The organism is Billgrantia campisalis (assembly GCF_022341425.1).
Taxonomy (GTDB): Bacteria; Pseudomonadota; Gammaproteobacteria; order Pseudomonadales; family Halomonadaceae; genus Halomonas; species Halomonas campisalis.
Map to the genome: position 1 here is coordinate 124,103 of NZ_JABFUC010000011.1, position 21,602 is coordinate 145,704.

Below are 21,602 nucleotides of genomic sequence, written 5' to 3' on the forward strand. Positions count from 1 at the left end.
TAAGCGGTTGTCGCCGGGGTGGCGCTATACGGCGGCGCTACACGGAAGGCGGGCGCAGGTTGGGGGTCTCTTCCAACTGGGCGGCACGTTCGATCAGCGTGGCGATTACCCGGTCGTGCAGGGCGTCGCCCAGCTCGCCGAGGTGCTCCTCGCTGAGCTGCTGGGAGAGGGTCTCGCCGCTGACCACCAGCAGCCCCTTGGGGGAGGCGTGGCTGAGGATCTCCCAGCCGGGCAGTGCCAGCACCCCGCGTACCGGCACCGCCTCGCCGCACTGCGTCTCCAGCCACTCGGTCAGCCAGCGGGTGTCGTGGTGGACCTTCTCCAGTGCACGACGCTCGCTCCAGCCGGGGAAGCGTAGCCGCTCGCGTTCCACGGTGACCAGGTTGATCTCCTTGCCGCCGGCGGTGAGAGGGCGGCTGCGGGCGCGGGTCTCGACCACGAAGATTCCGTGGGGGGTGACCACCACGTGGTCGATGGTGTGGCTGTCGGTGGGCACGTCGTGAAAGACGTAGTAGGGGTGGGCCTCGGGACGAATCAGCCGCTCGAGCTCCTGGCCCACGGCGAGTTCGCAGGCCAGCCCCAGCTTGATGCGCCGGATATGCTGAAAGTCGCGGATCAGCAGGAAGCAGAACACCAGCATCAGCAGGGTGCTGAGCGCCCCGTAAAGGGCCCATTCGATCCAGTTCTGCTGGTTGGCGAAGAGCATGCGGCCCATGCCGTAGACCAGCGGCGCCAGGGTGACGATGGGCCCCAGGGCGCCGTCCAGGAACAGCGTGCCAAAGGCGCGGTCGAGGCGGTCGCGCAGGGCCTGCCCGGGTTCACGCAGGGGGCGGGCGTTGAACGGCGAGCGGACCCGGGCATCATGCAGGTTGCGCAGGGCGATCACGATCACTGCCGTTGCCCCGAGGGGAAACAGGAAGATCAGAGGGAGCAGGTATTCCAGCCAGGCCATCAAGGGGTCCATCCTCGCCTGTTAGGGGCGCATGAGCATTCCATTCTAGACAACCTCACCCTGCCAGGGCCATGGTCAATGATGAAGAGTGGCGGACGGGAGCTCCCCGGGAGAGACAATGACTGACACAGCAGAGTCGAGACAGGCGGCCGCGCTGTCGCGGCTTACCGACTTCGTGGCCCGCTATCCGCGCCTGGCCGTGGTCACCGGCGCGGGGGTGAGTACCGATAGCGGCATTCCCGATTACCGCGACGCCAGCGGTGCCTGGAAGTGCCCGCCGCCGATGCAGCATCGGGAGTTCATGAGTCGCCATGAGGCGCGTCAGCGCTACTGGGCGCGCGCCCTGGTCGGTTTTCGCGCGCTGCAGCAGGCGCGCCCCGCCGCGGCCCATCGGGCGCTCGCCGAGCTCGAGGCGCTGGGGGTGGTGACCGGAATCATTACCCAGAACGTGGATGGCCTGCACCAGCAGGCCGGCTCCCGCCGGGTGGTGGACCTGCATGGCCGTGCCGAGCTGGTGCGCTGCATGCACTGCGGCGCGCGCCGTATGCGCCATGACTTTCACGCCGAGCTCGCGGCACGTAACCCGGGTTGGCAGACCGCCGACGCCGCCAGGGCCGCCTTGAGGCCCGATGGCGATGCCGATCTGGAGCGGGATTTCGCCGGCTTCACGGTGCCGGGCTGCGGGCGCTGCGGTCAGGGTATCTACAAGCCCGATGTGGTCTTCTTCGGCGACAGCGTTCCCGCCGCACGGGTGGCGCAGGCCATGGCGCTGGTCGAGGCGGCCGATGCGCTGCTGGTGGCGGGCTCGTCGCTGATGGTCTATTCGGGCTACCGATTTGCCCGGGCCGCGGCCCGGGCCGGCAAGCCCCTGGCCTGTGTGAACCTGGGGCGTACCCGGGCCGACGAGCTCTATGCGCTCAAGCTCGAGGCCTCGGCGGGTGAGCTCCTGAGCGGGCTGACGGCGGCCCTTAGGGCCGCACCGCCAGCGGCAGGTCGACATCATCGGTCGCCGCCTCGGGAGCCAGCGCCACCGGCTCGGGCGTGGCATGGGTCAGGCGGCCCGCCTGGCGCAACTCCGCGCTGAGCCGCGGTGCCTCGGCGCCTGCCAGGGCGCCGCGGTCGTAGCGCAGCACCACCGGCCAGGGGCCGCTGTCGAGAGGGTCGAGCCGGGTCTCGGCCAGGATGCCGCCGGCATCGCGCAGGTAGACCCTCAGCTCGGCATCCTCGGCGAGCGCCAGGTCGGCGGGTGGGATCACGCGGGTGCGTAGCTCGGTGAAATCGGGGCTAGCGGCGCAGCCGGCCAGCACCAGCACGGCCAGCAGGGTCAGCGCCAGGCGCGATAGGCGAATGGGGAGACGGTGTATCAGGGGCATACATGGGGCTCCTTGGGAATCGCTGAACAAGTCGCCGAGCGAGATGAAGCGCAAGGCGCCCGGCGCACAGGAACCGGAGCATATGGGGTATATGTGAGGATTCCGCGCACCGCGCAACGCAGCGATTCGCTCGTGTAGGCATTTGGGCAGTGTTTCCCTAGCCGCCGGCGAGCTTGACGGTATAACCCCGGCTCTCCAACTCGGCCTTGAGGGCCTCGCGGTGGTCGCCCTGGATCTCGATCACCCCCGCCTTGACCGCGCCGCCGGTGCCGCAGCGCTGCTTGAGGGCCTTGGCCAGGGTCTTGAGCTCAGCCGCCGGCAGCGGGATCCCCGAGACGGTGGTCACGCCCTTGCCCTTGCGGCCGCTGGTTTCACGGCGAATGCGCACGATGCCGTCAAGGGCGGCGATACGCGCCTGCTCGGCCTGTTCGGCACAGGCGCAGTCGGCCTGCGGCTGGCGGCAGTCGGGGCAGATGTCGCCGTGTTCGGTGGAGTAGACCAGGCCGCGCAGCTGGTCCTGCAGGGTCGCCATGGCGGGCTCCTTTCCGATGGGGGGGAATCCGATGATACCGCCCGGCCGGGCGCACTGCATCCCGGTCTGACGGTGCTGAGGTGCGGGCCGTCTCAGCGGCTGAGTGCGGTCGGCCGGCGCTGCATGTCCCGGGCGCTGGCCAGTTGGCCGATGACCGTGGGCAGCTGGTACATGCTGGTGATCATGATGGCCCCCTCGGGGGTCTCTTCCGCATCGGGAAAGCGATTCAGGTGCACCACCGTCATGCCTGCGTTCAGGGCGGCCTTGACCCCCACCAGGGCATCGTCGATGGCCACGCACTCCTCGGCGTCGTAGCCCATTAGGCTGGCGGCGTGAAGGTAGAGGCAGGGGTCGGGCTTCCAGCAGTTGGCGCTGTAGCCGCTGAACAGATAGGGGTCGAATCGTCCGGTCAGGCCGATCGCCTCGAGGGAGGTGCGGATCTTGTTTTCCGGCCCGTTGGAGACCACGCCGCAGGGATGGTCGGCCAGCGCCTCGAGGGCCTCGAGGGCGCCGGCGATCGGCACCAGTTCGGTTTCCAGGCGGCGGTTGAGGTTGGCGCGCATCCGGGTCTCGGACTCGGCCAGGCGCTGGGGGTCCACGCTGCCGTGACGGCTCTCCAGAACCGCGACAATATTGCGAAAGCGGGCCCCGCGAAACTCGCCGACATAGTCGCTGGCCTGGAAGGGGAGGCCCAGCCGGGTCAGGCTGGTCGCCATCTCATCGGCGAGCAGGGGCTCGCTATCGACCAGGGTACCGTCGCAGTCAAAGAGCAGGCAGAGCGGGCGCGTCATCGCCGTAGATCCCTCACAGGCCAGGGGCTTGTCGTTACCAGCTTATCGATATCGGCGCTTTATCGCGAGCCTTCAGGCTAATGAGCACAGCTTTGCGAACGCCGTTTCCGAATAGTATTGCGCCAACCCGGCCATCCTTCAAGGGGAAGTTGGGCCTTTGGGCACCGCGCGAGGCTTGTAGCGTGGTGGGAGGCAAGCGCGGCGGCGCTTTCCTTGAGGAGGCAGCATGAAAAAGGGCGGCCCTGCAGGGCCGCCCCGGTTATCCCTCGCCAGGGGATCAGGTCACCTTGGGGGCCAGCTCGCCGCGCTCGTAGCGCTGGTACATGGCTTCCAGGCTGATCGGCTTGATCTTCGAGGCGTTGCCGGCACAGCCGAAGGCCTCGTAGCGGGCGATACAGATCTCGCGCATGGCCGTGACGGTCTCCTTGAGGAACTTGCGCGGGTCGAACTCGCTGGGGTTCTGGGCCAGGAAGCGGCGCACCGCCCCGGTGGAGGCCAGGCGCAGGTCGGTGTCGATGTTGACCTTGCGCACGCCGTACTTGATGCCCTCGACGATCTCTCCCACCGGCACGCCGTAGGTCTCGGGGATCTCGCCGCCGAATTCGTTGATCACCGCCAGCCACTCCTGGGGCACCGAGGAGGAGCCGTGCATCACCAGGTGGGTGTCGGGGATGCGGGCGTGGATCTCCTTGATGCGCTGGATGGAGAGGGTGTCGCCGGTGGGCGGCCGGGTGAACTTGTAGGCGCCGTGGCTGGTGCCGATGGCGATGGCCAGGGCGTCCACCTGGGTGGCCTTGACGAAGTCGGCGGCCTCTTCCGGGTCGGTGAGCAGCTGTTCCATGTCGAGCTTGCCCTCGGCGCCGATGCCGTCTTCCTCGCCGGCCATGCCGGTCTCCAGGCTGCCCAGGCAGCCAAGCTCGCCCTCCACCGAGACGCCGCAGGCGTGGGCCATCTCCACGGTGCGGCGGGTGACGTCGACGTTGTAGGCGTAGTCCATGGGGGTCTTGCCGTCCTCGCCCAGCGAGCCGTCCATCATCACCGAGGAGAAGCCGAGCTGGATGGAGCGCTGGCAGACCGCGGGGCTGGTGCCGTGGTCCTGGTGCATCACCACCGGGATGTGCGGAAACTCCTCCACCGCGGCCAGGATCAGGTGGCGCAGGAAGGGGGCCCCGGCGTACTTGCGGGCACCGGCGGAGGCTTGGACGATGACCGGGCTGTCGGTCTTGTCGGCGGCCTCCATGATGGCGCGCATCTGCTCGAGGTTGTTGACGTTGAAGGCTGGCACGCCGTAGCCGTTTTCGGCGGCGTGGTCCAGCATCTGGCGCATACTGATCAGTGCCATTAACTCACCTGTGTCTCTATTCTGGGCAGAGGCGGTGCCGCCTTGCGGTACCGCCGCTCAAGGGGGACTGGGGAACCTAGCGTTTGGCGGCCTCTTCCAGGGCCTTCACTGCCGGCAGGGTCTTGCCCTCGACGTACTCGAGAAAGGCGCCGCCGCCGGTGGAGATGTAGGAGACCCGCTCGGCGATCCCGTACTTGTCGATGGCGGCAAGGGTGTCGCCGCCGCCGGCGATGGAGAACGCCGGGCTCTCGGCGATGGCCCGGGACAGCGCCTCGGTGCCCTGGCCGAACTGGTCGATCTCGAACACACCCACCGGGCCGTTCCACAGGATGGTGCCGGCATCCTTGAGCATGTCGGCGAGCCGTGCGGCGGTGTCGGGGCCGATATCCAGGATCATTTCGTCATCATTGACCTGGTCGACCGGCTTGACCACGGCGGTGGCGTTCTCGGAGAACTCGGTGGCCACCACCACGTCGGTGGGCAGCGGGATCTCGACCTTGGCCATCAGCGCCTTGGCCTGGGGGACCAGGTCGGCCTCATGGAGCGATTTGCCGACGTTGTGGCCCGCCGCGGCGATGAAGGTGTTGGCGATGCCGCCGCCGACGATCAGCTGGTCGCACTTCTCGGAGAGGGCGTTGAGCACGTCGAGCTTGGTGGAGACCTTGGAGCCGCCGACGATGGCCGCCATGGGCCGCTTGGGGCTGGCCAGCGCCTTTTCCAGGGCGTCGAGTTCGGCGGCCAGCAGCGGGCCGGCGCAGGCGCTGGGGGCGAAGCGGGCCACGCCGTGGGTGGAGGCCTGGGCGCGGTGGGCGGTGCCGAAGGCGTCCATCACGTAGAGGTCGCAGAGGGCGGCGTACTGCTTGGCCAGCGTCTCGTCGTCGCCCTTCTCGCCGGCGTTGAAACGCACGTTCTCCAGCAGCACCACCTCGCCGTCGGCCAGGTCCAAGGCGGCATCCAGGTAGTCGGTCACGAGGGTCACCGGGCGACCGAGCAGCTCGCCCAGGTGCTCGGCCACCGGTGCCAGGGAGAACTCCTCGGCGGGCTCGCCCTCGGTGGGGCGCCCCAGGTGGCTCATCAGCATCACCTTGGCGCCGGCCTCCACGGCAGCCCGGATGGTCGGCAGGCTGGCCCGCAGGCGGGCATCGCTGGTTACCTTGCCGTGCTTGACGGGTACGTTCAGATCCTCGCGGATCAGCACGCGCTGTCCACGCAGGTCGAGGTCGGTCATCTTGCGCACGTTCATGGAAGCGGGTTCCTCGTCTGGGAAGGGCCGAAGGGGATTAGTTAGCGGGCGGCATCGTCGCCAGTCGACGGGCGACGTCAAGCATGCGATTGGCGAAGCCCCACTCGTTGTCGAACCAGCACAGCAGCTTGATCAGGCGGCCGCCGGCCACCCGGGTCTGAGTGGCGTCCACGATACCCGAGCGGGGGTCGTGGTTGAAGTCGACGGAGGCCATGGGCTCCTCGGTGTAGCCGAGCAGGCCGGCCAGGCGGTCCTGGCTGGCGTGGCGCAGCAGGGCGTTGACCTCGGCGGCGCTGGTGTCGCGGCGCACGCAGAGCGAAAGATCCATGGCCGAGACGTTGATGGTCGGCACGCGCATGTGCAGGCACTCGAAGCGGCCGGCCAGGTGCGGCATCAAGCGATTGATGCCGCGGGCCAGGCCGGTATCCACCGGCACGATGGAGTGCATCGCCGAGCGGGTCAGGCGCAGGTCGGTCTGGTGGTAGGCGTCGATCACCGGCTGGTCGTTCATCGCCGAGTGGATGGTGGTGGTCACCCCGTGCTCGATGCCCAGCGCCTCGTCGAGCACGGTGAGCACCGGCACCAGGCAGTTGGTGGTGCAGGAGGCCGCCGAGAGGATGCGCTGCCCGGGAGTGAGCGCGCCGTCGTTGATGCCGCACACGACAGTGGTGTCCACGTCGCTCTCCGCCGGCTGGGAGAACAGCAGCCGCCCGGCGCCGGCCGCGAGATGGCGCTCGGCGGTGGCGCGGTCCTTGAAGCTGCCCGAGCACTCCAGCACCAGGTCGATACCCAGCGCCTGCCAGGGCAGCCGGGACGGGTCGCTCTCCGAGAGCACGCGAATCGGCCGCTCGTCGACCACCAGCCGGCCGGGCGCCGTGGCGACCCGGCCGGGAAAGCGGCCGTGGGTGGTGTCGTAGCGGGTCAGGTAGGCGATGGTCTCGAGGTCCGAGAGCTCGTTGATCGCCACGACCTCGAGCTCGGGCGCACCACGCTCCACCAGGGCGCGCAACACGCACTGGCCGATGCGGCCGTAACCGTTGATGGCGATACGCTGGACCATGGGATTGCCAGGAACTCCTCGAGCGGGAAAGCGGAAAGCGGCGATTTTACCGCAAATTCTCCGATGCGTCCCGGTAGCTGCCCGGCCAGCGTCAGTCGCATGGCGGCGACCGGCGCGGCTGAAGGTGCCGACGCTGCCAAGGTGTGCCGTGGCGTACCGACAGCTCGCTGGCAAGACGGGCTGTGCACTGGAGAAAAATCGCTCGATAGGAGCCTTGAAAAGTCATGGAGTGCTCCTATTTCAAAATCAGGGGCATGTCAATGAGTGAGTGGCAACTCTCGCCACGCTGAGCGCGACATGCAACCCGGCCGACCAGTATGACGAAGGAGGTATTGGATATGTTCGAAGATCTCAGGCGTTTCGATACCGGCCCGTTCCAGGGACTGGACTGGGTCCGGCAGTTGATGGATGGGTTCTTCCCGGAAAGCGGTATCGCGGATATCCGTTCGGTGCCACGCGGCAGCTATCCGATGATCAATGTCGGGCACACCGATGATGGGGTTTATGTCTATGTGTTTGCCGCGGGCCTATCTGCTGCAGATCTCGAGGTCAGCCTGCAAGACAATGTGCTGACCTTGAGGGGCAAGCGTGAGACCGTTGCGCCGGAACAAAAAGAAGGAGAAGCCAAGCGTCCCTACTTCCGTCGTGAGCGGTTCAGCGGTGAGTTTGCTCGCTCTATCGCCCTGCCCGATGGCCTGAATGCCGACCTCTCCGAGGCGCGCTTCCGCAACGGTGTCTTCGAGATTCACTTGCCCAAGCGCGAGGAGCTCAAGCCACGGCGTATCGAAATCAAGGCGGCATGAGTCAACATCAAGAGAAAGGAGGTGATCTGAGATGAACGAGGTGACCAAGAAAGAATCCACCCAGGAAGTGGCGAATCGCCAGCGGCGAGAGGATGCCTTGCTGCCACCGGTGGATATCTACGAGGAAGACAATGCGTTGCACCTGGTGGCCGATCTGCCGGGGGTGACACGGGAGTCATTGAGCATCGAGGTCGACAGCGGTGTGATGAGTATCGAGGGCGAGGTCCAGCTCGATATGCCCGAGGGAATCACGGCCACCTATGCCGAAGTGCGGGCACAGCGTTTCGCAAGGCGTTTCACGCTGAGCCATGAGATCGATGCCGAAGCCATCGAGGCGCGAGTCGACAACGGGGTGCTGCACTTGGTGTTGCCGAAGCAGGATAGCCACCGCAGCCGGCGCATCGAGGTCAAGGCGGCCTGAGCGCCTACCGTCAGCGGCCAGCATCAGCGCCCTCCCCGTGGAGGGCGCGCTTTTTGGGCGGGTCGCGTCTCGCGACCCCGGTTTTCCCCGGGCGCCTCCGGCCCCGGCAGGGCTCTTGGGCTACGCTTCTTGGAAAGCCGTCATGCGGGATCAAGGGGGAGCAACGAGATGACCGATATCGCAATGCTGCTGGGCGACGATGCCCGCTACCTGCTGGAACATCGCTGTGGCGGGGTGGCACGGGAACAGCTGCACCTGCCGGGGCCGGATTTCATCGACCGGGTGGTGGCCGCAAGCGATCGCCCCCCGGCGGTGCTGCGCAACCTCCAGGCGCTGTTCGCTCACGGTCGGCTGGCCGGTACCGGCTACCTCAGCCTGCTGCCGGTGGACCAGGGCATCGAGCACTCCGCCGGGGCCTCCTTCGCGCCCAATCCACGCTACTTCGACCCGGCCAATATCGTCGAGCTGGCCATCGAGGGCGGCTGCAACGGCGTGGCCTCGACGCTCGGCGTGCTGTCGTCGGTGGCCAGGCGCTACGCCCACAAGATTCCGATGATTCTCAAGCTCAATCATAACGAGACGCTGAGCTACCCGACCCTCTATGACCAGACGCTGTTCGCCGAGGTGGAGCAGGCCTTCGATATGGGCTGCGTGGGCGTGGGGGCGACCATCTACTTCGGCTCACCGGAGAGTCGCCGGCAGATCATGGAGGTCAGTGCCGCCTTCGAGCGCGCCCATCAGCTGGGCATGGTCACGGTGCTGTGGGCCTACCTGCGCAACCCCGCCTTCAAGCAGGAGGGCGCCGACTATCATGTGGCCGCCGACCTCACCGGCCAGGCCAATCACCTGGCGGCGACCCTCAAGGCCGATATCGTCAAGCAGAAGCTGCCCGAGACCAATGGCGGCTATCGTGCCATCGGCTTCGGTCATACCCACGACCGCGTCTACGATACGCTGACCAGCGAGCATCCTGTCGACCTGGCGCGCTACCAGGTCGCCAGCTGTTTCATGGGGCGCGCCGGCCTGATCAATTCCGGCGGCGGCTCGAAGGGGGCCTCCGACCTGGCCGAGGCGGTGCGCACCGCGGCGATCAACAAGCGCGCTGGCGGCATGGGGCTGATTTCCGGCCGCAAGGCCTTTCAGAAGCCGATGGCCGAGGGCGTGGCGCTGCTCAACGCCATTCAGGATGTCTATCTCGACGAGGCGATCACCGTCGCCTAAGGCCCCGCGCCTGCGGCGCCTTCGCCCGGCAGAGTCGAGGCGTCGAACCGCGCCCTCCCACAGAGCACCTCCTGCAGAACTGGTTCACGCCAAGTTGCCATGAACCAAAATAAAGGGCACGGCCAAGCGGCCGTGCCCTGCGCGTCGATGGGGTCCGGGCGATCAGGCTTCGAGCAGCGCCTGGGCCCTGGCCACCACGTTGTCGACGGTGAAGCCGAAGTGCTTGAACAGGTCGCCCGCCGGGGCGGACTCGCCGTAGCTGCGCATGCCGATCACGTCGCCGTCCAGGCCCACGTACTTGTACCAGTAGTCGGCATGACCGGCCTCGATGGCCAGCCGCTTGGTCACGGCGCGGGGCAGCACCTGCTCGCGGTACTCGGCATCCTGGCCGTCGAAGCGGTAGGCCGAGGGCATGGAGACCACCCGTACTGCGCGGCCTTGGGCTTCCAGTTCGGCGGCGGCGTCCATGGCGAGTCCCACTTCGGAGCCGGTGGCGATCAGGATCAGCTCCGGGGTGCCCTCGCACTCCTTCAATACGTAGCCGCCGCACTGGATGCTGGCCAGCTGCGGTTTGCTGCGCGCCTGGTGGGGCAGGCCCTGGCGGGACAGCACCAGCGCGGTGGGGCCGGAATTGCGCTTGATGGCGGCGTCCCAGGCGGCTGCGGTCTCCACGGCGTCGCAGGGGCGCCAGGTGCACAGGTTCGGGGTGGTGCGCAGGTTGGTCAGCTGCTCGATGGGCTGATGGGTGGGGCCGTCCTCGCCCAGGCCGATGGAGTCGTGGGTGAAGACATAGATGGCCCGCTTGCCCATCAGCGCCGCCATGCGCACCGAGTTGCGCATGTACTCCATGAAGATCAGGAAGGTGGCGCCGTAGGGAATGAAGCCGCCGTGCAGCACGATGCCGTTCATGATCGCGCCCATGCCGAACTCGCGCACGCCGTAGTGCAGGTAGTTGCCGTCGGGGGCCTCGGGGGTGATCGCCTTGGCGCCCTTCCAGAAGGTCAGGTTGGAGGGGGCCAGATCGGCGCTGCCGCCGAGCAGTTCGGGGAGCTGCGGGCCCAGCTCGTTGAGGCAGTTGAGCGAGGCCTTGCGGCTGGCGATGCTCTCGCCGTCCTGCTGGGCCTTCTCGATCATCGCTTCGCTGGTGATTTCCGTCGGCAGCTTGCACTGGATGCGACGCTGGAACTCCCGGGCCAGCTCCGGATGGGCCTCGGCGTAGCGCTCGAAGCGGCTCTGCCAATCGCCCTGCACGGACTGGCCCTTCTCGCGGGCATCCCAGCCCTGGTAGACGGGCTCGGGCACGTGGAAGGGGGCGTGGGGCCAGTCGAGCTGCTTGCGTGCCGCGGCCACTTCGTCGTCGCCCAGGGGGGCGCCGTGACACTCCTCCTTGCCCTGCTTGTTGGGGGCACCGAAGCCGATCACCGTCTTGCAGATGATCAGGCTCGGCTTCTCCGCGTGGCTGCGGGCCAGCTCGATGGCCGCCTTGACCTGCTCGGGGTCGTGGCCGTCGACGTTGGGCACCACGTGCCAGCCGTAGGCCTCGAAGCGCTTGGCGGTATCGTCGGTGAACCAACCCTCGACCTCGCCGTCGATGGAGATGCCGTTGTCGTCATAGAAGGCGACCAGCTTGCCCAGGCCCTGGGTGCCGGCCAGCGAGCAGGCCTCGTGGGAGATGCCTTCCATCAGGCAGCCGTCGCCGACGAAGCAGTAGGTATGGTGGTCGACGATGGTGTGGCCGGGGCGGTTGAACTGCGCCGCCAGGGTCTTCTCGGCGATGGCCATGCCCACGGCATTGGCCAGGCCCTGGCCGAGGGGGCCGGTGGTGGTCTCGATGCCCGGGGCATAGCCGAACTCGGGGTGGCCGGCGGTCTTGGCATGCAGCTGGCGGAAATTCTGCAGCTCTTCGAGACTGAGGTCGTAGCCGGTCAGGTGCAGCAGCGAGTAGAGCAGCATGGAGCCGTGACCGTTGGAGAGCACGAAACGGTCGCGGTCGGGCCACTTGGGGTCGTTGGGGTTGTGCTTGAGGTAGTCGTTCCAGAGCACTTCGGCGATGTCGGCCATGCCCATGGGGGCGCCGGGGTGGCCGGATTTGGCCTTCTGGACGGCGTCCATGGACAGGGCGCGAATGGCGTTGGCCAGTTCGAAACGGGATGGCATTGGGTCAGCTCCTCGCCTGCGGCAGAATGGGGGCAAGTCCACGGCGGCGCTGCTCTGCCGGGTGCAGAGGGGCCGGCCGGGTGTGTGTTCTGGCTGGGGGCGCCGCAGGGTAGGGGCGGCGCGGTCGAATTCGGCCGCCTATTGTCGCCGACTTGTCGCCGGTCATCAAATGGCGGGTGCCAGAGCGGGTGGCAGCGTGTAAACTCTGCAACCCGAAACCGGTGGATACCGTTTCCGGCCCGAATGGGCCCTTTTCCGCATCGGGCAGGGTCGCCGAGCCCCGCCTGGACAGCGCCGCGCCACTTTGCCGCCGTTCCACAGAGGGTCGAGGACGCCATGAGCGAATACTCCCTGTTTACATCCGAGTCCGTTTCCGAGGGCCATCCGGACAAGATCGCCGACCAGATCTCCGACGCGGTGCTCGATGCCATCATCGCCCGCGACAAGCAGGCCCGGGTGGCCTGCGAGACGCTGGTCAAGACCGGCGTGGCCATTGTCGCCGGTGAGATCAGCACTGCGGCCTGGGTCGACCTGGAGACGCTGGTGCGCGAGGTGATCACCGGGATCGGCTATACCTCCTCCGACGTGGGCTTCGACGGCGAGACCTGCGGCGTGCTCAACCTGATCGGCAAGCAGAGCCTGGATATCGCCCAGGGGGTCGACCGCAGCAAGCCCGAGGATCAGGGGGCCGGCGACCAGGGGCTGATGTTCGGCTATGCCACCAACGAGACCGAATCCTTCATGCCGGCGCCGATCCACTACGCTCATCGCCTCGTGGAGCGCCAGGCGGAGCTGCGCAAGCACGGTCTGCTGCCCTGGCTGCGTCCCGACGCCAAGAGCCAGGTGACCTTCCGCTATGACGCGGCAGGCCAGCCCTGTGGTGTCGAGGCGGTGGTGCTTTCCACCCAGCATGATCCGGGCATCGACCAGGACGAGCTGCGCATGATGGTGAGGCGCGAGATCATCGAGCAGGTGATTCCCGCCGAGTGGCTCACCGAGACCACCCAGTTTCATATCAATCCCACCGGCAAGTTCGTGATCGGCGGCCCGGTGGGCGATTGCGGCCTGACCGGACGCAAGATCATCGTCGATACCTACGGCGGCATGGCCCGCCACGGCGGCGGCGCCTTCTCCGGCAAGGACCCCTCCAAGGTCGACCGCAGCGCCGCCTACGCCGGCCGCTACGTGGCCAAGAACCTGGTCGCGGCGGGGCTCGCCGACAAGTGCGAGATCCAGGTCTCCTACGCCATCGGCGTGGCCGAGCCCACGTCGGTGTCGATCAATACCTTCGGCACCGGCAAGATCGACGATGAACGTATCATCAAGCTGGTGCGCGAGCACTTCGACCTGCGGCCCTACGCCATCACCCGCATGCTCGACCTGCTGCACCCCATGTATCAGCTCACCGCCGCCTACGGTCACTTCGGTCGTGCCCCCTTCGAGACCACCTACACCTGGAAGGACGACAAGGGCGAGCAGCGCAGCGAGACCTTTACCGCCTTCCCCTGGGAGAAGACCGACCGGGCCAATGCCCTGCGCCAGGCCGCCAGCCTGTAGCAACGTCGGTACGCCTACCTGTTCGACGCCCGGCTCTGATGATGAGCCGGGCGTCCTCTTTTCCGGGCTTCCTCTTTTCCGGGCTTCGATCACTGCCTTGGCTGCGTGTAATAGCCGGCTTGGCGCGTCCGGCACCGCTCGGCCTATAGTGAGAGTCACCGCTTTTCCATGAGGAGGTGACGCATGAACCAGCCCGCCGTTTCGAGCCTGGAGGCGCAGGACTATCGGGTTGCCGATATCAGCCTGGCCGACTGGGGCCGCCGCGAGATCCGCATTGCCGAGACCGAGATGCCGGCGTTGATGACGATCCGCGAGCAGTACCGCGAAGCGCAGCCGCTGGCCGGTGCGCGCATCGCCGGCTGTATCCATATGACCATCCAGACGGCGGTGCTGATCGAGACACTCATCGATCTCGGCGCCAGCGTGCGCTGGTCGTCGTGCAATATCTTCTCCACCCAGGACCATGCCGCCGCCGCCATCGCCGCGGCGGGGATCCCGGTGTTCGCCTGGAAAGGCGAGAGCGAGGAGGAGTTCTGGTGGTGCATCGAGCAGACCGTCGAGGGCCCCGACGGCTGGACGCCCAACCTGGTGCTGGACGACGGCGGCGACCTTACCGCCCTGCTGCACGACAAGCGCCCCGAACTGCTCGAGGCCGTGCACGGCATTTCCGAGGAGACCACCACCGGGGTGCACCGCCTCCAGGAAATGCTGCGCAACGGCACCTTGCGGGTGCCGGCGATCAACGTCAACGATGCCGTCACCAAGTCGAAGAACGACAACAAGTACGGCTGCCGCCACTCGCTGAACGACGCCATCAAGCGCGCCACCGACCACCTGCTGGCCGGCAAGCAGGCGCTGGTAGTGGGCTACGGCGACGTGGGCAAAGGCTCTGCCGCCTCGCTGCGCCAGGAGGGCATGATCGTCAAGGTCGCGGAGATCGACCCGCTGTGCGCCATGCAGGCCTGCATGGATGGCTATGAGCTGGTTTCGCCCTATCTCGAGGGCATCAACCGTGGTGCTGAGAGCATCGACCGGGCGCTGCTGGGCCGCATCGATCTGGTGGTGACGGCCACCGGCAATATCGACGCCTGCGACGCGGCCATGCTCGAGACGCTCAAGCCCGGTGCGGTGGTGTGCAACATCGGCCACTTCGACAGCGAGATCGACACCGCCCATATGCGCCGCCACTGGCACTGGGAGGAGGTCAAGCCCCAGGTGCACAAGGTCTATCGCGACAGCTCGCCGGGGAACTTCGACCCGGCCAGCCGCGACTACCTGATCCTGCTCTCCGAAGGCCGCCTGGTGAACCTGGGCAATGCCACCGGCCACCCCTCCCGGGTGATGGACGGCTCCTTCGCCAACCAGGTGCTGGCCCAGATGCACCTCTATGAGCGGCGCTTCGCCGAGCGGTCGGAGGCGGAGCAGCGCGAGGCCCTGGGCGTCACCGTGCTGCCGCGCCATCTCGATGAGGAAGTGGCGCGCTACATGGTGGCCGGCTTCGGCGGGGTGATCACCCGGATGACCCGGGCCCAGGCCGACTACACCGGCGTGCCGGTCGAGGGGCCCTACAAGCCGCTTAGCTACCGTTACTGATTGGCAGCGAGGAGCGCGGGGAGCAGGTCGAAGTGAAGGTCCGGCGCCTGACGCCGGAACAGCTTCGAGCGTAGCTTCGTGCAAACGCGACCCTTACAGCCCAGACAGGCGCATCATCTGCTGCAGGTAGAAAGGAATCAGCAGCGGGGCGGCCAGGGTGGTGACCAGCACCGCCAGGGCCCCCTTGGCCGGCCGTATCGCCAGCTCCATGGCCACCACCACCACGTTGGCGGCCATGGGCACCACCCCCAACAGCAGCAGGGCGAGCGCCAGCTCCGGGGCCAGTGGCGTCACGGCCTGCAGGGCCAGCACCGCGGCCAGGGCCAGCAGCGGCCAGAGGCCGAAGCGCACCGCCACGCAGGCGCTGATGAAGCGGGCGTCGACCTCGTGGAGCGAGACCCGGCCCAGAGTCATGCCGATGATCATCATGCCCAGCAGGGTGTAGGTGGCCGGGAACACCGCCAGGCCGTCCATCAGCGCCTCAGGCATCGGGAGGTCCAGGCCGCTGGCCAGCAGGGCGGCGAGAAAGGCGTAGACCAGCGGCAGTCGGACGATCTTGGCCAGGCTCTGGCGCACCGAAAACTGGCCGCGGGCGCTGAGGTAGAAGCCCACGGTGAACTCGTAGAGGGTGACCCCGAGGATGCAGAAGAGGTAGAGGGTCACCCCCTCGGGTGGTAGCAGGATCATCGCCACCGGCAGCCCAAAGTAGCCGGTATTGCCGGTGCCCGCCGAAAAGGCCAGCAGGGCGCTCTCCTGGGGGGCGAAGAAGCGGCGTGTCAGGCGGCCGATGACCAGGGCGATCAGGCTGCAGAAGGCGAACAGCGCCGCGGTGAGCAGCAGGTACTCCGGCGTGGGGCCGCCCAGCAGCAGGCCGCGGAAGAAGGTCAGCGGGGCGATGAGGTAGATCAGCAGGGTGGCGATGGGGCGCGGGTCGATGGCCAGCCGGCGTGCCGCCAGCCAGCCCAGACCGACGAAGCCGAGCAGCGTCCATAGCGGCCCCATCAGGGTGCCGGGGTCGATCATGGCCACTCCCTTGGGTGTCGAAAAGCCCACATCATGCCTGGACGGAAGCGGCCTGTCAGCGCCGGCAACATGAATGGTATCGATAGTCGGCCACGAATCTTTCATTGGCCGGGCTGGCTGGCAGTGGGCAGAATAGCGGCAACAGGCACGGTCTTCATGAGGTGAATCGATGAGTACGCAGGAACATCCGCTGGGCATCAGCTTCGAGTTCTTTCCCCCCAACACCGAGGCGGGGCGTGACAAGCTGATGGGGGTGCGTGACGCCCTGGCCAGCCGGAATCCGCGTTTCTTCTCGGTCACCTACGGCGCCGGCGGGTCGACCCAGAATCGCACCTTGAACACCGTGCGTCAGGTGCGCGAGAGCGGCATCAGCACCGCGCCGCACCTGTCGTGCATCGGCAGCGAGAAGGCCCAGCTGCGCGATCTATTGGCCCAGTACCGTGAAGAGGGCATCGACAGCCTGGTGGCCCTGCGCGGCGACCTGCCGTCCGGCATGGGGGGCATCGGCGAGCTGCGCTATGCCAATGAGCTGGTGGAGTTCATCCGCGAGGAGACCGGCGACCACTTCGAGATCGCCGTGGCCGCCTACCCCGAGTCCCATCCCCAGGCACCGAGCTTCGAGAAGGACCTGGAGAACTTTGCCCGCAAGATGAACGCCGGCGCCAATCTCGCCATCACCCAGTATTTCTTCACCGCCGACGCCTACTTCCACTTCGTCGAGCGGGCGCGCGCCCTCGGCGTCGAGGCGCCGATCATCCCCGGGGTCATGCCGATCACCAACTACACCAAGCTGGCGCGCTTCTCGGATGCCTGCGGCGCCGAGATTCCGCGCTGGATCCGCAAACAGCTCGAGGCCTATGGCGATGACAGTGAGTCCATTGCGGCCTTCGGCGAGGAGGTCATCTCGCGGCTCTGCCAGCGACTGCTCGACGGCGGTGCCCCGGGGCTGCACTTCTATACGCTGAACCAGGCCGCGCCGAGCCTGAAGGTGCTCGACAATATCACCGGCTAGTTCCCGGCTGTCATGAACGCCCTCGCCCCGCCAATGGCGGGGCGAGGGCGTTGTACGGACGCGATGCGCAGGCGTGGCGTCATTGGCTGTTTGACGCTGCGTCCTGCTCGGTCGCTTCATCCTCGGGGGCCGCTTCGACCTCCGCGTCCTCCGGGTCGGCCTCCTCCGGGCGCATCTCCGGAGGCAACATGGCGGTCGGCACCTCCAGTCCCTGCTCCTCGTAGTAGCGCACGGCGCCGGGGTGGAACCAGAGCACGTCGTTCTTGTCCAGGTGCTCCGCTCGGGTCTCCACGGCGGCGGGGTGGATGGCCTGCATGGCTTCTGGGTCGTCGAGCACCAGCGTCATCAGTTCGTAGACGAAGCTCTCGGGAAGGTCCTTGTGGCCGATGGCGAAGTTCCAGAAGGCCACCGAAGCATGGGGCGCGTCCATGGTCGCGTAGGTATCGGCCGGGATCTCGAAGGGCTCGACGGGGAAGGCCTCGAGCAGGGTGGCCTGCTGCGCTTCGGTCAGGCCGAACATGTGAACGTCATGGTTGCGCTCGAGGCGCTGGAAGGCGCGGATCGGCAGGCCGGCGCAGAAGGCGAAGGCGTCGCTGAGCCGCGAGGGCAGGTAGTCCGCCAGATGGTTGGCGCCGGCATATTGCAGGTTGACGTCCTCGATGCCCAGCGCCTCGAAGAACTGCGGCCAGTAGGCGGCGCAGGTGCCGCCCATGGGGCCCACGCCGACCCGCCGGCCGCTCAGGTCCTCGAGGCTCTCGATTCCCGAGTCGGCCATCGTCACCACGTGAAAGGGGGTCTGGTACATGGGGAAGAGGGCGCGGACGTTGCGCATCTCCTCGCCGGGTGCCACGACCCCTTCGCCGTCCCACAGCTCCCGGGCGGGCCCCAGGGTGACCAGGCCCAGCTCGGCCTCGCCGGTATGCACCAGGGTCATGTTATGGAAGGGGCCGCCGCTGGCCTGGGAGAGGGCAAGCACGCCGAGCTCGTCGCTGATGCGGGTCACCAGGCCGTCGCCGTAGACCTGGTAGGTGCCGCCCAGCGAGGCGGTGCCCAGATGGACCCGCTCGGGCCAGTCGCTACGCTCATCGGCGAGAACGCTGCCGGCCAGCAGGGTGCCGGCGGCAAGAAGTGAGGGGAGGATCGTGTACCGTACGCTAGGCATGGCCTGCCTCCTGTGGTCGTTGGTCTTGCTGACAAAACGGCCGGAGCGGCGGAGGCCGCCCCGGCCGGGCACTACGGGCATTCGAGCCGATGACTCAGCCCGAGACGCTGGGCTTGCTCTTCAGCGCGGCGGCCTGCCAGGCGAAGACCAGGCCACCGATACCGATGCCGGCCAGGTCGGTCATCCAGCCCCCCGCGATCATCGACAGCGCGGCGGCGAGCAGCAGAACACGCTGCACGAGGTTGGCGATGCCGTTGAGGAACCAGCCCTGCACGGCGGCGGCCAGCAGGTAGATGCCCACCGCGGCGGTGATGGCCACCCGGAGGATCTCCACCCAGGTGCCGTCCATCAGCAGCGCCGGACTGTAGAAGAACATGAACGGCACGATGAAGGCGGCCAGGCCGAACTTGAAGGAGGTCATGGCCGTCTTCAGCGGATCGGTGTTGGATATCGCCGCCGCGGCGTAGCCGGCCAGCGCCACCGGCGGGGTAATCGCCGAGAGCACCGCGTAGTAGAACACGAAGAAGTGTGCCACCAGCGGGGGAATGCCGATCTGCTGCAGGCCCGGGGCGACCACCGAGGCGGCCACCGCGTAGGCCGCGGTGGTGGGCATGCCCATGCCCAGCAGGATCGAGATGCACATGGCGAAGAACAGCGCCAACAGATGGCTGGCATCGGCGATACCCAGCAGCATGGAAGCGAAGCGAGCGCCGACGCCGGTCAGCGAGATGACGCCGACGATGATCCCGGCACAGGCACAGACGGCGATCAGCGGAATGGCCATACGCGCCCCCAGCGACAGGGCGTTGAGCAGCGCCTTGGGCCCCATCCAGTGGGGAGTGAACCAGGAGACCACGGCGGCGCTGACCATGGCCAGGGTGCCGGCACGGATCACCGAGTAGCCCATGAACAGGGTGCCGATCAGGATGATGATGGGCAGGAACAGATAGACCTGCTTGACCAGTTTGCGGAACTGTGGAATCTCATCCTTGTGCATGCCCTCCATGCCGTCGCGGCGCGCTTCCAGATCGACCATCAGGTAGATGGAGAGGAAGTAGAGCGCGGCGGGGATCAGTGCGGCAATGGCGATCTCGGTATAGGGAATGCCGGTGATCTCGGCCATGATGAAGGCGCCGGCACCCATGATCGGGGGGACGATCTGCCCGCCGGTGGAGGCCGCGGCCTCGATACCGCCGGCGCTGCGGGGGCGGTAGCCGACTTTCTTCATCAGCGGGATGGTCAGCGAGCCGGTGGCTACCACGTTGCCGGCGGAGGTGCCGTTGATCATGCCCATCAGGCCGGAGGCGAAGACCGCCACCTTGGCCGGGCCACCCCGCGCACGGCCGGCCGCGGCGAAGGCGAAATTGATGAAGTAGTCACCCACCTTGGAGGCCTGCAGGAAGGCGGCGAAGGTGATGAACAGGATGATATAGGTAGACGATACCGCGGTGGTCGGGCCGAGGATGCCGTTGTCGGTGTACAGATAGGTGAAGAAGCGCGAGGCCGAATAGCCGCGGTGTTCGAGCAGGCCCGGCAGATAGGGGCCGGCGAAGGCATAGGCGAGGAAGACGGCGGTGATAATGATCAGCGCCAAGCCGGCCACGCGGCGGGTCAGCTCCATGATCAGGGCCACGCCTACCGCCGAGATGAAAAACTCGGTCTGGCCGACGAAGGGCGTGCCGGCGGCCATGCGCCAGCGGTTGAGCACGAACAGCAGGAAGGCGGCGACGATGATCGAAGCGGCGATCAGTACCACGTCCGCCCAGTGGATGGAGCGGCTGGAGCTGCGCCACACCCAGCTGCTGATCAGGGCGATGGCGGTGGCGATAACCAGCGACCAGCTCAGGTGCACCATGACCCAGTCGGCGGGCGGCGTGCCGCGGGTCTCGCGCATGATCCAGGCGTAGAGAATGCAGAAGCTGGCGTAGCCGATGGCGCCGACCGAAGGGATCAGCGCAAACCATTCGGCACGGCCGATGCGCACTTCGCCGGGGCTGCGATCCAGGGTCATGGCCGCGGTGATGGCGAAGCCGACGGCCAGGCCGCCTGCCACGTGGATGATTCGGAAGGCCCAGGTCTCGATAGGCGCGACATTGAGCGCATAGAGGTGCATGGCGGTGAACAGCACGCAGGCGGCGAATACCGTCTGCCCGAGCAGGCCGGAGAGCACGCGCTCGTTATGGGCGATGGGAATGTCGGCGACCCCTTCGGTACCGATCTTCGCCACGGGTTCGTTGGGTTGGGTGTCTTGAGTCATGCCGGAGTGCCTAGAAGGTTACGGGTGCCTGCAGTGGCGCAAGGCGTTGACGCCGGCCCGCGGGCCGGCGTCGATGGCGCGTTCTGGATCAGCCGCGCAGGTCTTCCGGGATGTCGTAGCCGTTCTCTTCGAACCAGCGAATCGCGCCCGGGTGCCACGGCAGGAAGGTGTTGTGCTCGTAGTTCTCGGGCAGGGTCTCACGGGCGGCGCCGTGGATCTGCACCATGCGCTCGTGGTTCTCCATCACGGTCTTGGCCACTTCATAGACCAGCGACTCCGGCATGTCCTTGTGGGTGATGGCGAAGTTCCAGATGGAGATGGCCGGCAGGTCCTCCTCCAGGCTGTTGTACACGGCGGCCGGGATGGTCGCCGGGGAGAGCTCCGGGTAATCGCCCAGCACCTGCCCCATCTCTTCTTCGGAGAAGGAGAAGATGTTGACGTTGGCCTGGGCCTCGAGCTGGCTGAAGGCCGAGATCGGAATGCCCGCGGCGAAGGCGAAGGCATCGATCAGGCCGTCCTGGAGCTGGCCGGCCTGGTCGGAGGCGCCACCGTTGCGGGTATCGACGTCGAGGCCGAGCTTGTCGAACAGCTGCGGGTAGTACATGTCGGAGGTGCCGCCGGCCGGGCCCACGCCCACGGTCTTGCCGTCCAGGTCGGAGACCGAAGTGATGCCGGAGCCTTGCAGGGTGATGATCTGCAGGGTGGTCTGGTACATCGGGAAGACGGCGCGCATGTCGGTGTGCTCGATGCCCGGCGCCAGCTCGCTCTCACCGATCCAGGCCTGGTAGGCCGGCCCCATGGTCACCATGCCGAAGTCATGCTCGCCCATCTGCACCAGGGTGGCGTTCTGCACCGGGCCGCCGGTCACCTCGGCGCCGAAGGGCACGCCGAGGGCGTCACCGACCATGTTGGCCCAGCCGGAGCCGTAGATGTAGTAGGTGCCGCCTTGGCTTGCAGTGCCCACGGTCAGGCTGCGGGGCCAGTCGTCGCGATCATCGGCCTGGGCGCCGGTCGCCATCAGGGCGGCGCCGAGACAGGTGGTCAGGATCAGCTTGGATGCGCTATGTCGCATGGTGTCACTCCGATTGCCTTGTCGTTATGAA

Annotated in this window: 19 protein-coding genes; 7 read left to right on the forward strand and 12 right to left on the reverse strand. The window is 67.1% G+C overall.

Annotated features, from left to right (window positions below; genetic code table 11):
• Window positions 1–37 precede the first annotated feature (37 nt).
• Entirely contained in the window at window positions 38–952 is a 915-nt protein-coding gene (locus tag HOP52_RS14075) for a nuclease-related domain-containing protein (RefSeq protein WP_238978030.1), read from the reverse strand.
• A gap of 118 nt (window positions 953–1,070) precedes the next feature.
• Here HOP52_RS14075 and HOP52_RS14080 point away from each other — a divergent pair, with 118 nt between their 5' ends.
• A complete protein-coding gene (locus HOP52_RS14080) occupies window positions 1,071–2,036 on the forward strand; it encodes an NAD-dependent protein deacetylase (protein WP_238978031.1) in 966 nt (321 codons plus the stop codon).
• Here the strand turns inward: HOP52_RS14080 and HOP52_RS14085 are convergent.
• The 6 genes from HOP52_RS14085 to HOP52_RS14110 all read right to left on the reverse strand — a co-directional run bounded on the left by HOP52_RS14085 (window position 1,921) and on the right by HOP52_RS14110 (window position 7,293).
• The gene (locus HOP52_RS14085) at window positions 1,921–2,325 is read right to left on the reverse strand and encodes a YbaY family lipoprotein (RefSeq protein ID WP_238978032.1); all 405 of its coding nucleotides are present in this window, start codon (window positions 2,323–2,325) and stop codon (window positions 1,921–1,923) included. The two genes, HOP52_RS14080 and HOP52_RS14085, sit on opposite strands and share 116 nt — an antisense overlap.
• A gap of 157 nt (window positions 2,326–2,482) precedes the next feature.
• On the reverse strand, window positions 2,483–2,857 hold the full coding sequence (locus HOP52_RS14090; protein ID WP_238978033.1) for a translation initiation factor Sui1: 375 nt from the start codon (window positions 2,855–2,857) through the stop codon (window positions 2,483–2,485).
• A gap of 92 nt (window positions 2,858–2,949) precedes the next feature.
• On the reverse strand, window positions 2,950–3,648 hold the full coding sequence (locus HOP52_RS14095) for an HAD family hydrolase (RefSeq protein WP_238978034.1): 699 nt from the start codon (window positions 3,646–3,648) through the stop codon (window positions 2,950–2,952).
• Between the two features lie 277 nt (window positions 3,649–3,925).
• Window positions 3,926–4,990: a class II fructose-bisphosphate aldolase gene (gene fba / locus HOP52_RS14100; RefSeq protein WP_238978035.1), complete on the reverse strand. Its 1,065-nt coding sequence runs from the start codon at window positions 4,988–4,990 to the stop codon at window positions 3,926–3,928.
• 76 nt (window positions 4,991–5,066) lie between these two features.
• On the reverse strand, window positions 5,067–6,233 hold the full coding sequence (locus HOP52_RS14105; protein WP_238978036.1) for a phosphoglycerate kinase: 1,167 nt from the start codon (window positions 6,231–6,233) through the stop codon (window positions 5,067–5,069).
• A 37-nt stretch (window positions 6,234–6,270) separates the two neighbouring features.
• A complete protein-coding gene (locus tag HOP52_RS14110) occupies window positions 6,271–7,293 on the reverse strand; it encodes a type I glyceraldehyde-3-phosphate dehydrogenase (RefSeq protein WP_238978037.1) in 1,023 nt (340 codons plus the stop codon).
• 338 nt (window positions 7,294–7,631) lie between these two features.
• On the opposite strand from HOP52_RS14110, the gene HOP52_RS14115 reads away from it, so the two are divergent.
• From HOP52_RS14115 to HOP52_RS14125, 3 genes are all read left to right on the forward strand, one after another.
• Complete coding sequence (locus HOP52_RS14115) at window positions 7,632–8,096, forward strand: Hsp20/alpha crystallin family protein (RefSeq protein WP_238978038.1); 465 nt, start codon at window positions 7,632–7,634, stop codon at window positions 8,094–8,096.
• A gap of 31 nt (window positions 8,097–8,127) precedes the next feature.
• A complete protein-coding gene (locus tag HOP52_RS14120) occupies window positions 8,128–8,517 on the forward strand; it encodes an Hsp20/alpha crystallin family protein (RefSeq protein WP_238978039.1) in 390 nt (129 codons plus the stop codon).
• Between the two features lie 168 nt (window positions 8,518–8,685).
• Complete coding sequence (locus tag HOP52_RS14125; RefSeq protein ID WP_238978040.1) at window positions 8,686–9,738, forward strand: class I fructose-bisphosphate aldolase; 1,053 nt, start codon at window positions 8,686–8,688, stop codon at window positions 9,736–9,738.
• A 162-nt stretch (window positions 9,739–9,900) separates the two neighbouring features.
• Here the strand turns inward: HOP52_RS14125 and tkt are convergent, their stop codons facing one another.
• Window positions 9,901–11,895, reverse strand: coding sequence for a transketolase (tkt, locus tag HOP52_RS14130; protein ID WP_238978041.1), 1,995 nt, complete (start codon window positions 11,893–11,895; stop codon window positions 9,901–9,903).
• Between the two features lie 336 nt (window positions 11,896–12,231).
• Here tkt and metK point away from each other — a divergent pair, with 336 nt between their 5' ends.
• Window positions 12,232–13,452 (forward strand): methionine adenosyltransferase, encoded by a 1,221-nt coding sequence (gene metK / locus HOP52_RS14135; protein WP_238978042.1) that lies wholly within the window; start codon window positions 12,232–12,234, stop codon window positions 13,450–13,452.
• Between the two features lie 183 nt (window positions 13,453–13,635).
• Window positions 13,636–15,045, forward strand: a complete 1,410-nt coding sequence (gene ahcY, locus HOP52_RS14140; RefSeq protein ID WP_238978043.1) for an adenosylhomocysteinase — start codon at window positions 13,636–13,638, stop codon at window positions 15,043–15,045.
• A 93-nt stretch (window positions 15,046–15,138) separates the two neighbouring features.
• On the opposite strand, the gene HOP52_RS14145 is transcribed toward ahcY, so the two are convergent.
• The gene (locus HOP52_RS14145; RefSeq protein ID WP_238978044.1) at window positions 15,139–16,068 is read right to left on the reverse strand and encodes an AEC family transporter; all 930 of its coding nucleotides are present in this window, start codon (window positions 16,066–16,068) and stop codon (window positions 15,139–15,141) included.
• 169 nt (window positions 16,069–16,237) lie between these two features.
• Between HOP52_RS14145 and metF the strand changes: the two genes are divergently transcribed.
• Window positions 16,238–17,080, forward strand: a complete 843-nt coding sequence (gene metF / locus HOP52_RS14150) for a methylenetetrahydrofolate reductase [NAD(P)H] (RefSeq protein WP_238978045.1) — start codon at window positions 16,238–16,240, stop codon at window positions 17,078–17,080.
• Between the two features lie 79 nt (window positions 17,081–17,159).
• Here the strand turns inward: metF and HOP52_RS14155 are convergent, their stop codons facing one another.
• The 3 genes from HOP52_RS14155 to HOP52_RS14165 form a co-directional block, all read right to left on the reverse strand.
• On the reverse strand, window positions 17,160–18,242 hold the full coding sequence (locus HOP52_RS14155; protein WP_238978046.1) for a TAXI family TRAP transporter solute-binding subunit: 1,083 nt from the start codon (window positions 18,240–18,242) through the stop codon (window positions 17,160–17,162).
• A 94-nt stretch (window positions 18,243–18,336) separates the two neighbouring features.
• On the reverse strand, window positions 18,337–20,499 hold the full coding sequence (locus HOP52_RS14160; protein WP_238978047.1) for a TRAP transporter permease: 2,163 nt from the start codon (window positions 20,497–20,499) through the stop codon (window positions 18,337–18,339).
• Window positions 20,500–20,587: 88 nt separating this feature from the next.
• Window positions 20,588–21,571, reverse strand: coding sequence for a TAXI family TRAP transporter solute-binding subunit (locus tag HOP52_RS14165; RefSeq protein WP_238978048.1), 984 nt, complete (start codon window positions 21,569–21,571; stop codon window positions 20,588–20,590).
• Window positions 21,572–21,602 lie beyond the last annotated feature (31 nt).

Excerpts from the sequence above, each read along its gene's own strand:
- HOP52_RS14125 (WP_238978040.1), top strand. The coding sequence starts at position 8,686 with ATGACCGATATCGCAATGCTGCTGGGCGACGATGCCCGCTACCTGCTG.
- HOP52_RS14110 (WP_238978037.1), bottom strand. The coding sequence starts at position 7,293 with ATGGTCCAGCGTATCGCCATCAACGGTTACGGCCGCATCGGCCAGTGC.
- HOP52_RS14080 (WP_238978031.1), top strand. The coding sequence starts at position 1,071 with ATGACTGACACAGCAGAGTCGAGACAGGCGGCCGCGCTGTCGCGGCTT.
- HOP52_RS14120 (WP_238978039.1), top strand. The coding sequence starts at position 8,128 with ATGAACGAGGTGACCAAGAAAGAATCCACCCAGGAAGTGGCGAATCGC.
- HOP52_RS14165 (WP_238978048.1), bottom strand. The coding sequence starts at position 21,571 with ATGCGACATAGCGCATCCAAGCTGATCCTGACCACCTGTCTCGGCGCC.
- HOP52_RS14090 (WP_238978033.1), bottom strand. The coding sequence starts at position 2,857 with ATGGCGACCCTGCAGGACCAGCTGCGCGGCCTGGTCTACTCCACCGAA.
- HOP52_RS14105 (WP_238978036.1), bottom strand. The coding sequence starts at position 6,233 with ATGAACGTGCGCAAGATGACCGACCTCGACCTGCGTGGACAGCGCGTG.
- HOP52_RS14075 (WP_238978030.1), bottom strand. The coding sequence starts at position 952 with ATGGCCTGGCTGGAATACCTGCTCCCTCTGATCTTCCTGTTTCCCCTC.
- HOP52_RS14160 (WP_238978047.1), bottom strand. The coding sequence starts at position 20,499 with ATGACTCAAGACACCCAACCCAACGAACCCGTGGCGAAGATCGGTACC.
- metF (WP_238978045.1), top strand. The coding sequence starts at position 16,238 with ATGAGTACGCAGGAACATCCGCTGGGCATCAGCTTCGAGTTCTTTCCC.
- HOP52_RS14095 (WP_238978034.1), bottom strand. The coding sequence starts at position 3,648 with ATGACGCGCCCGCTCTGCCTGCTCTTTGACTGCGACGGTACCCTGGTC.
- HOP52_RS14145 (WP_238978044.1), bottom strand. The coding sequence starts at position 16,068 with ATGATCGACCCCGGCACCCTGATGGGGCCGCTATGGACGCTGCTCGGC.
- tkt (WP_238978041.1), bottom strand. The coding sequence starts at position 11,895 with ATGCCATCCCGTTTCGAACTGGCCAACGCCATTCGCGCCCTGTCCATG.
- ahcY (WP_238978043.1), top strand. The coding sequence starts at position 13,636 with ATGAACCAGCCCGCCGTTTCGAGCCTGGAGGCGCAGGACTATCGGGTT.
- fba (WP_238978035.1), bottom strand. The coding sequence starts at position 4,990 with ATGGCACTGATCAGTATGCGCCAGATGCTGGACCACGCCGCCGAAAAC.
- HOP52_RS14115 (WP_238978038.1), top strand. The coding sequence starts at position 7,632 with ATGTTCGAAGATCTCAGGCGTTTCGATACCGGCCCGTTCCAGGGACTG.
- HOP52_RS14085 (WP_238978032.1), bottom strand. The coding sequence starts at position 2,325 with ATGCCCCTGATACACCGTCTCCCCATTCGCCTATCGCGCCTGGCGCTG.
- metK (WP_238978042.1), top strand. The coding sequence starts at position 12,232 with ATGAGCGAATACTCCCTGTTTACATCCGAGTCCGTTTCCGAGGGCCAT.
- HOP52_RS14155 (WP_238978046.1), bottom strand. The coding sequence starts at position 18,242 with ATGCCTAGCGTACGGTACACGATCCTCCCCTCACTTCTTGCCGCCGGC.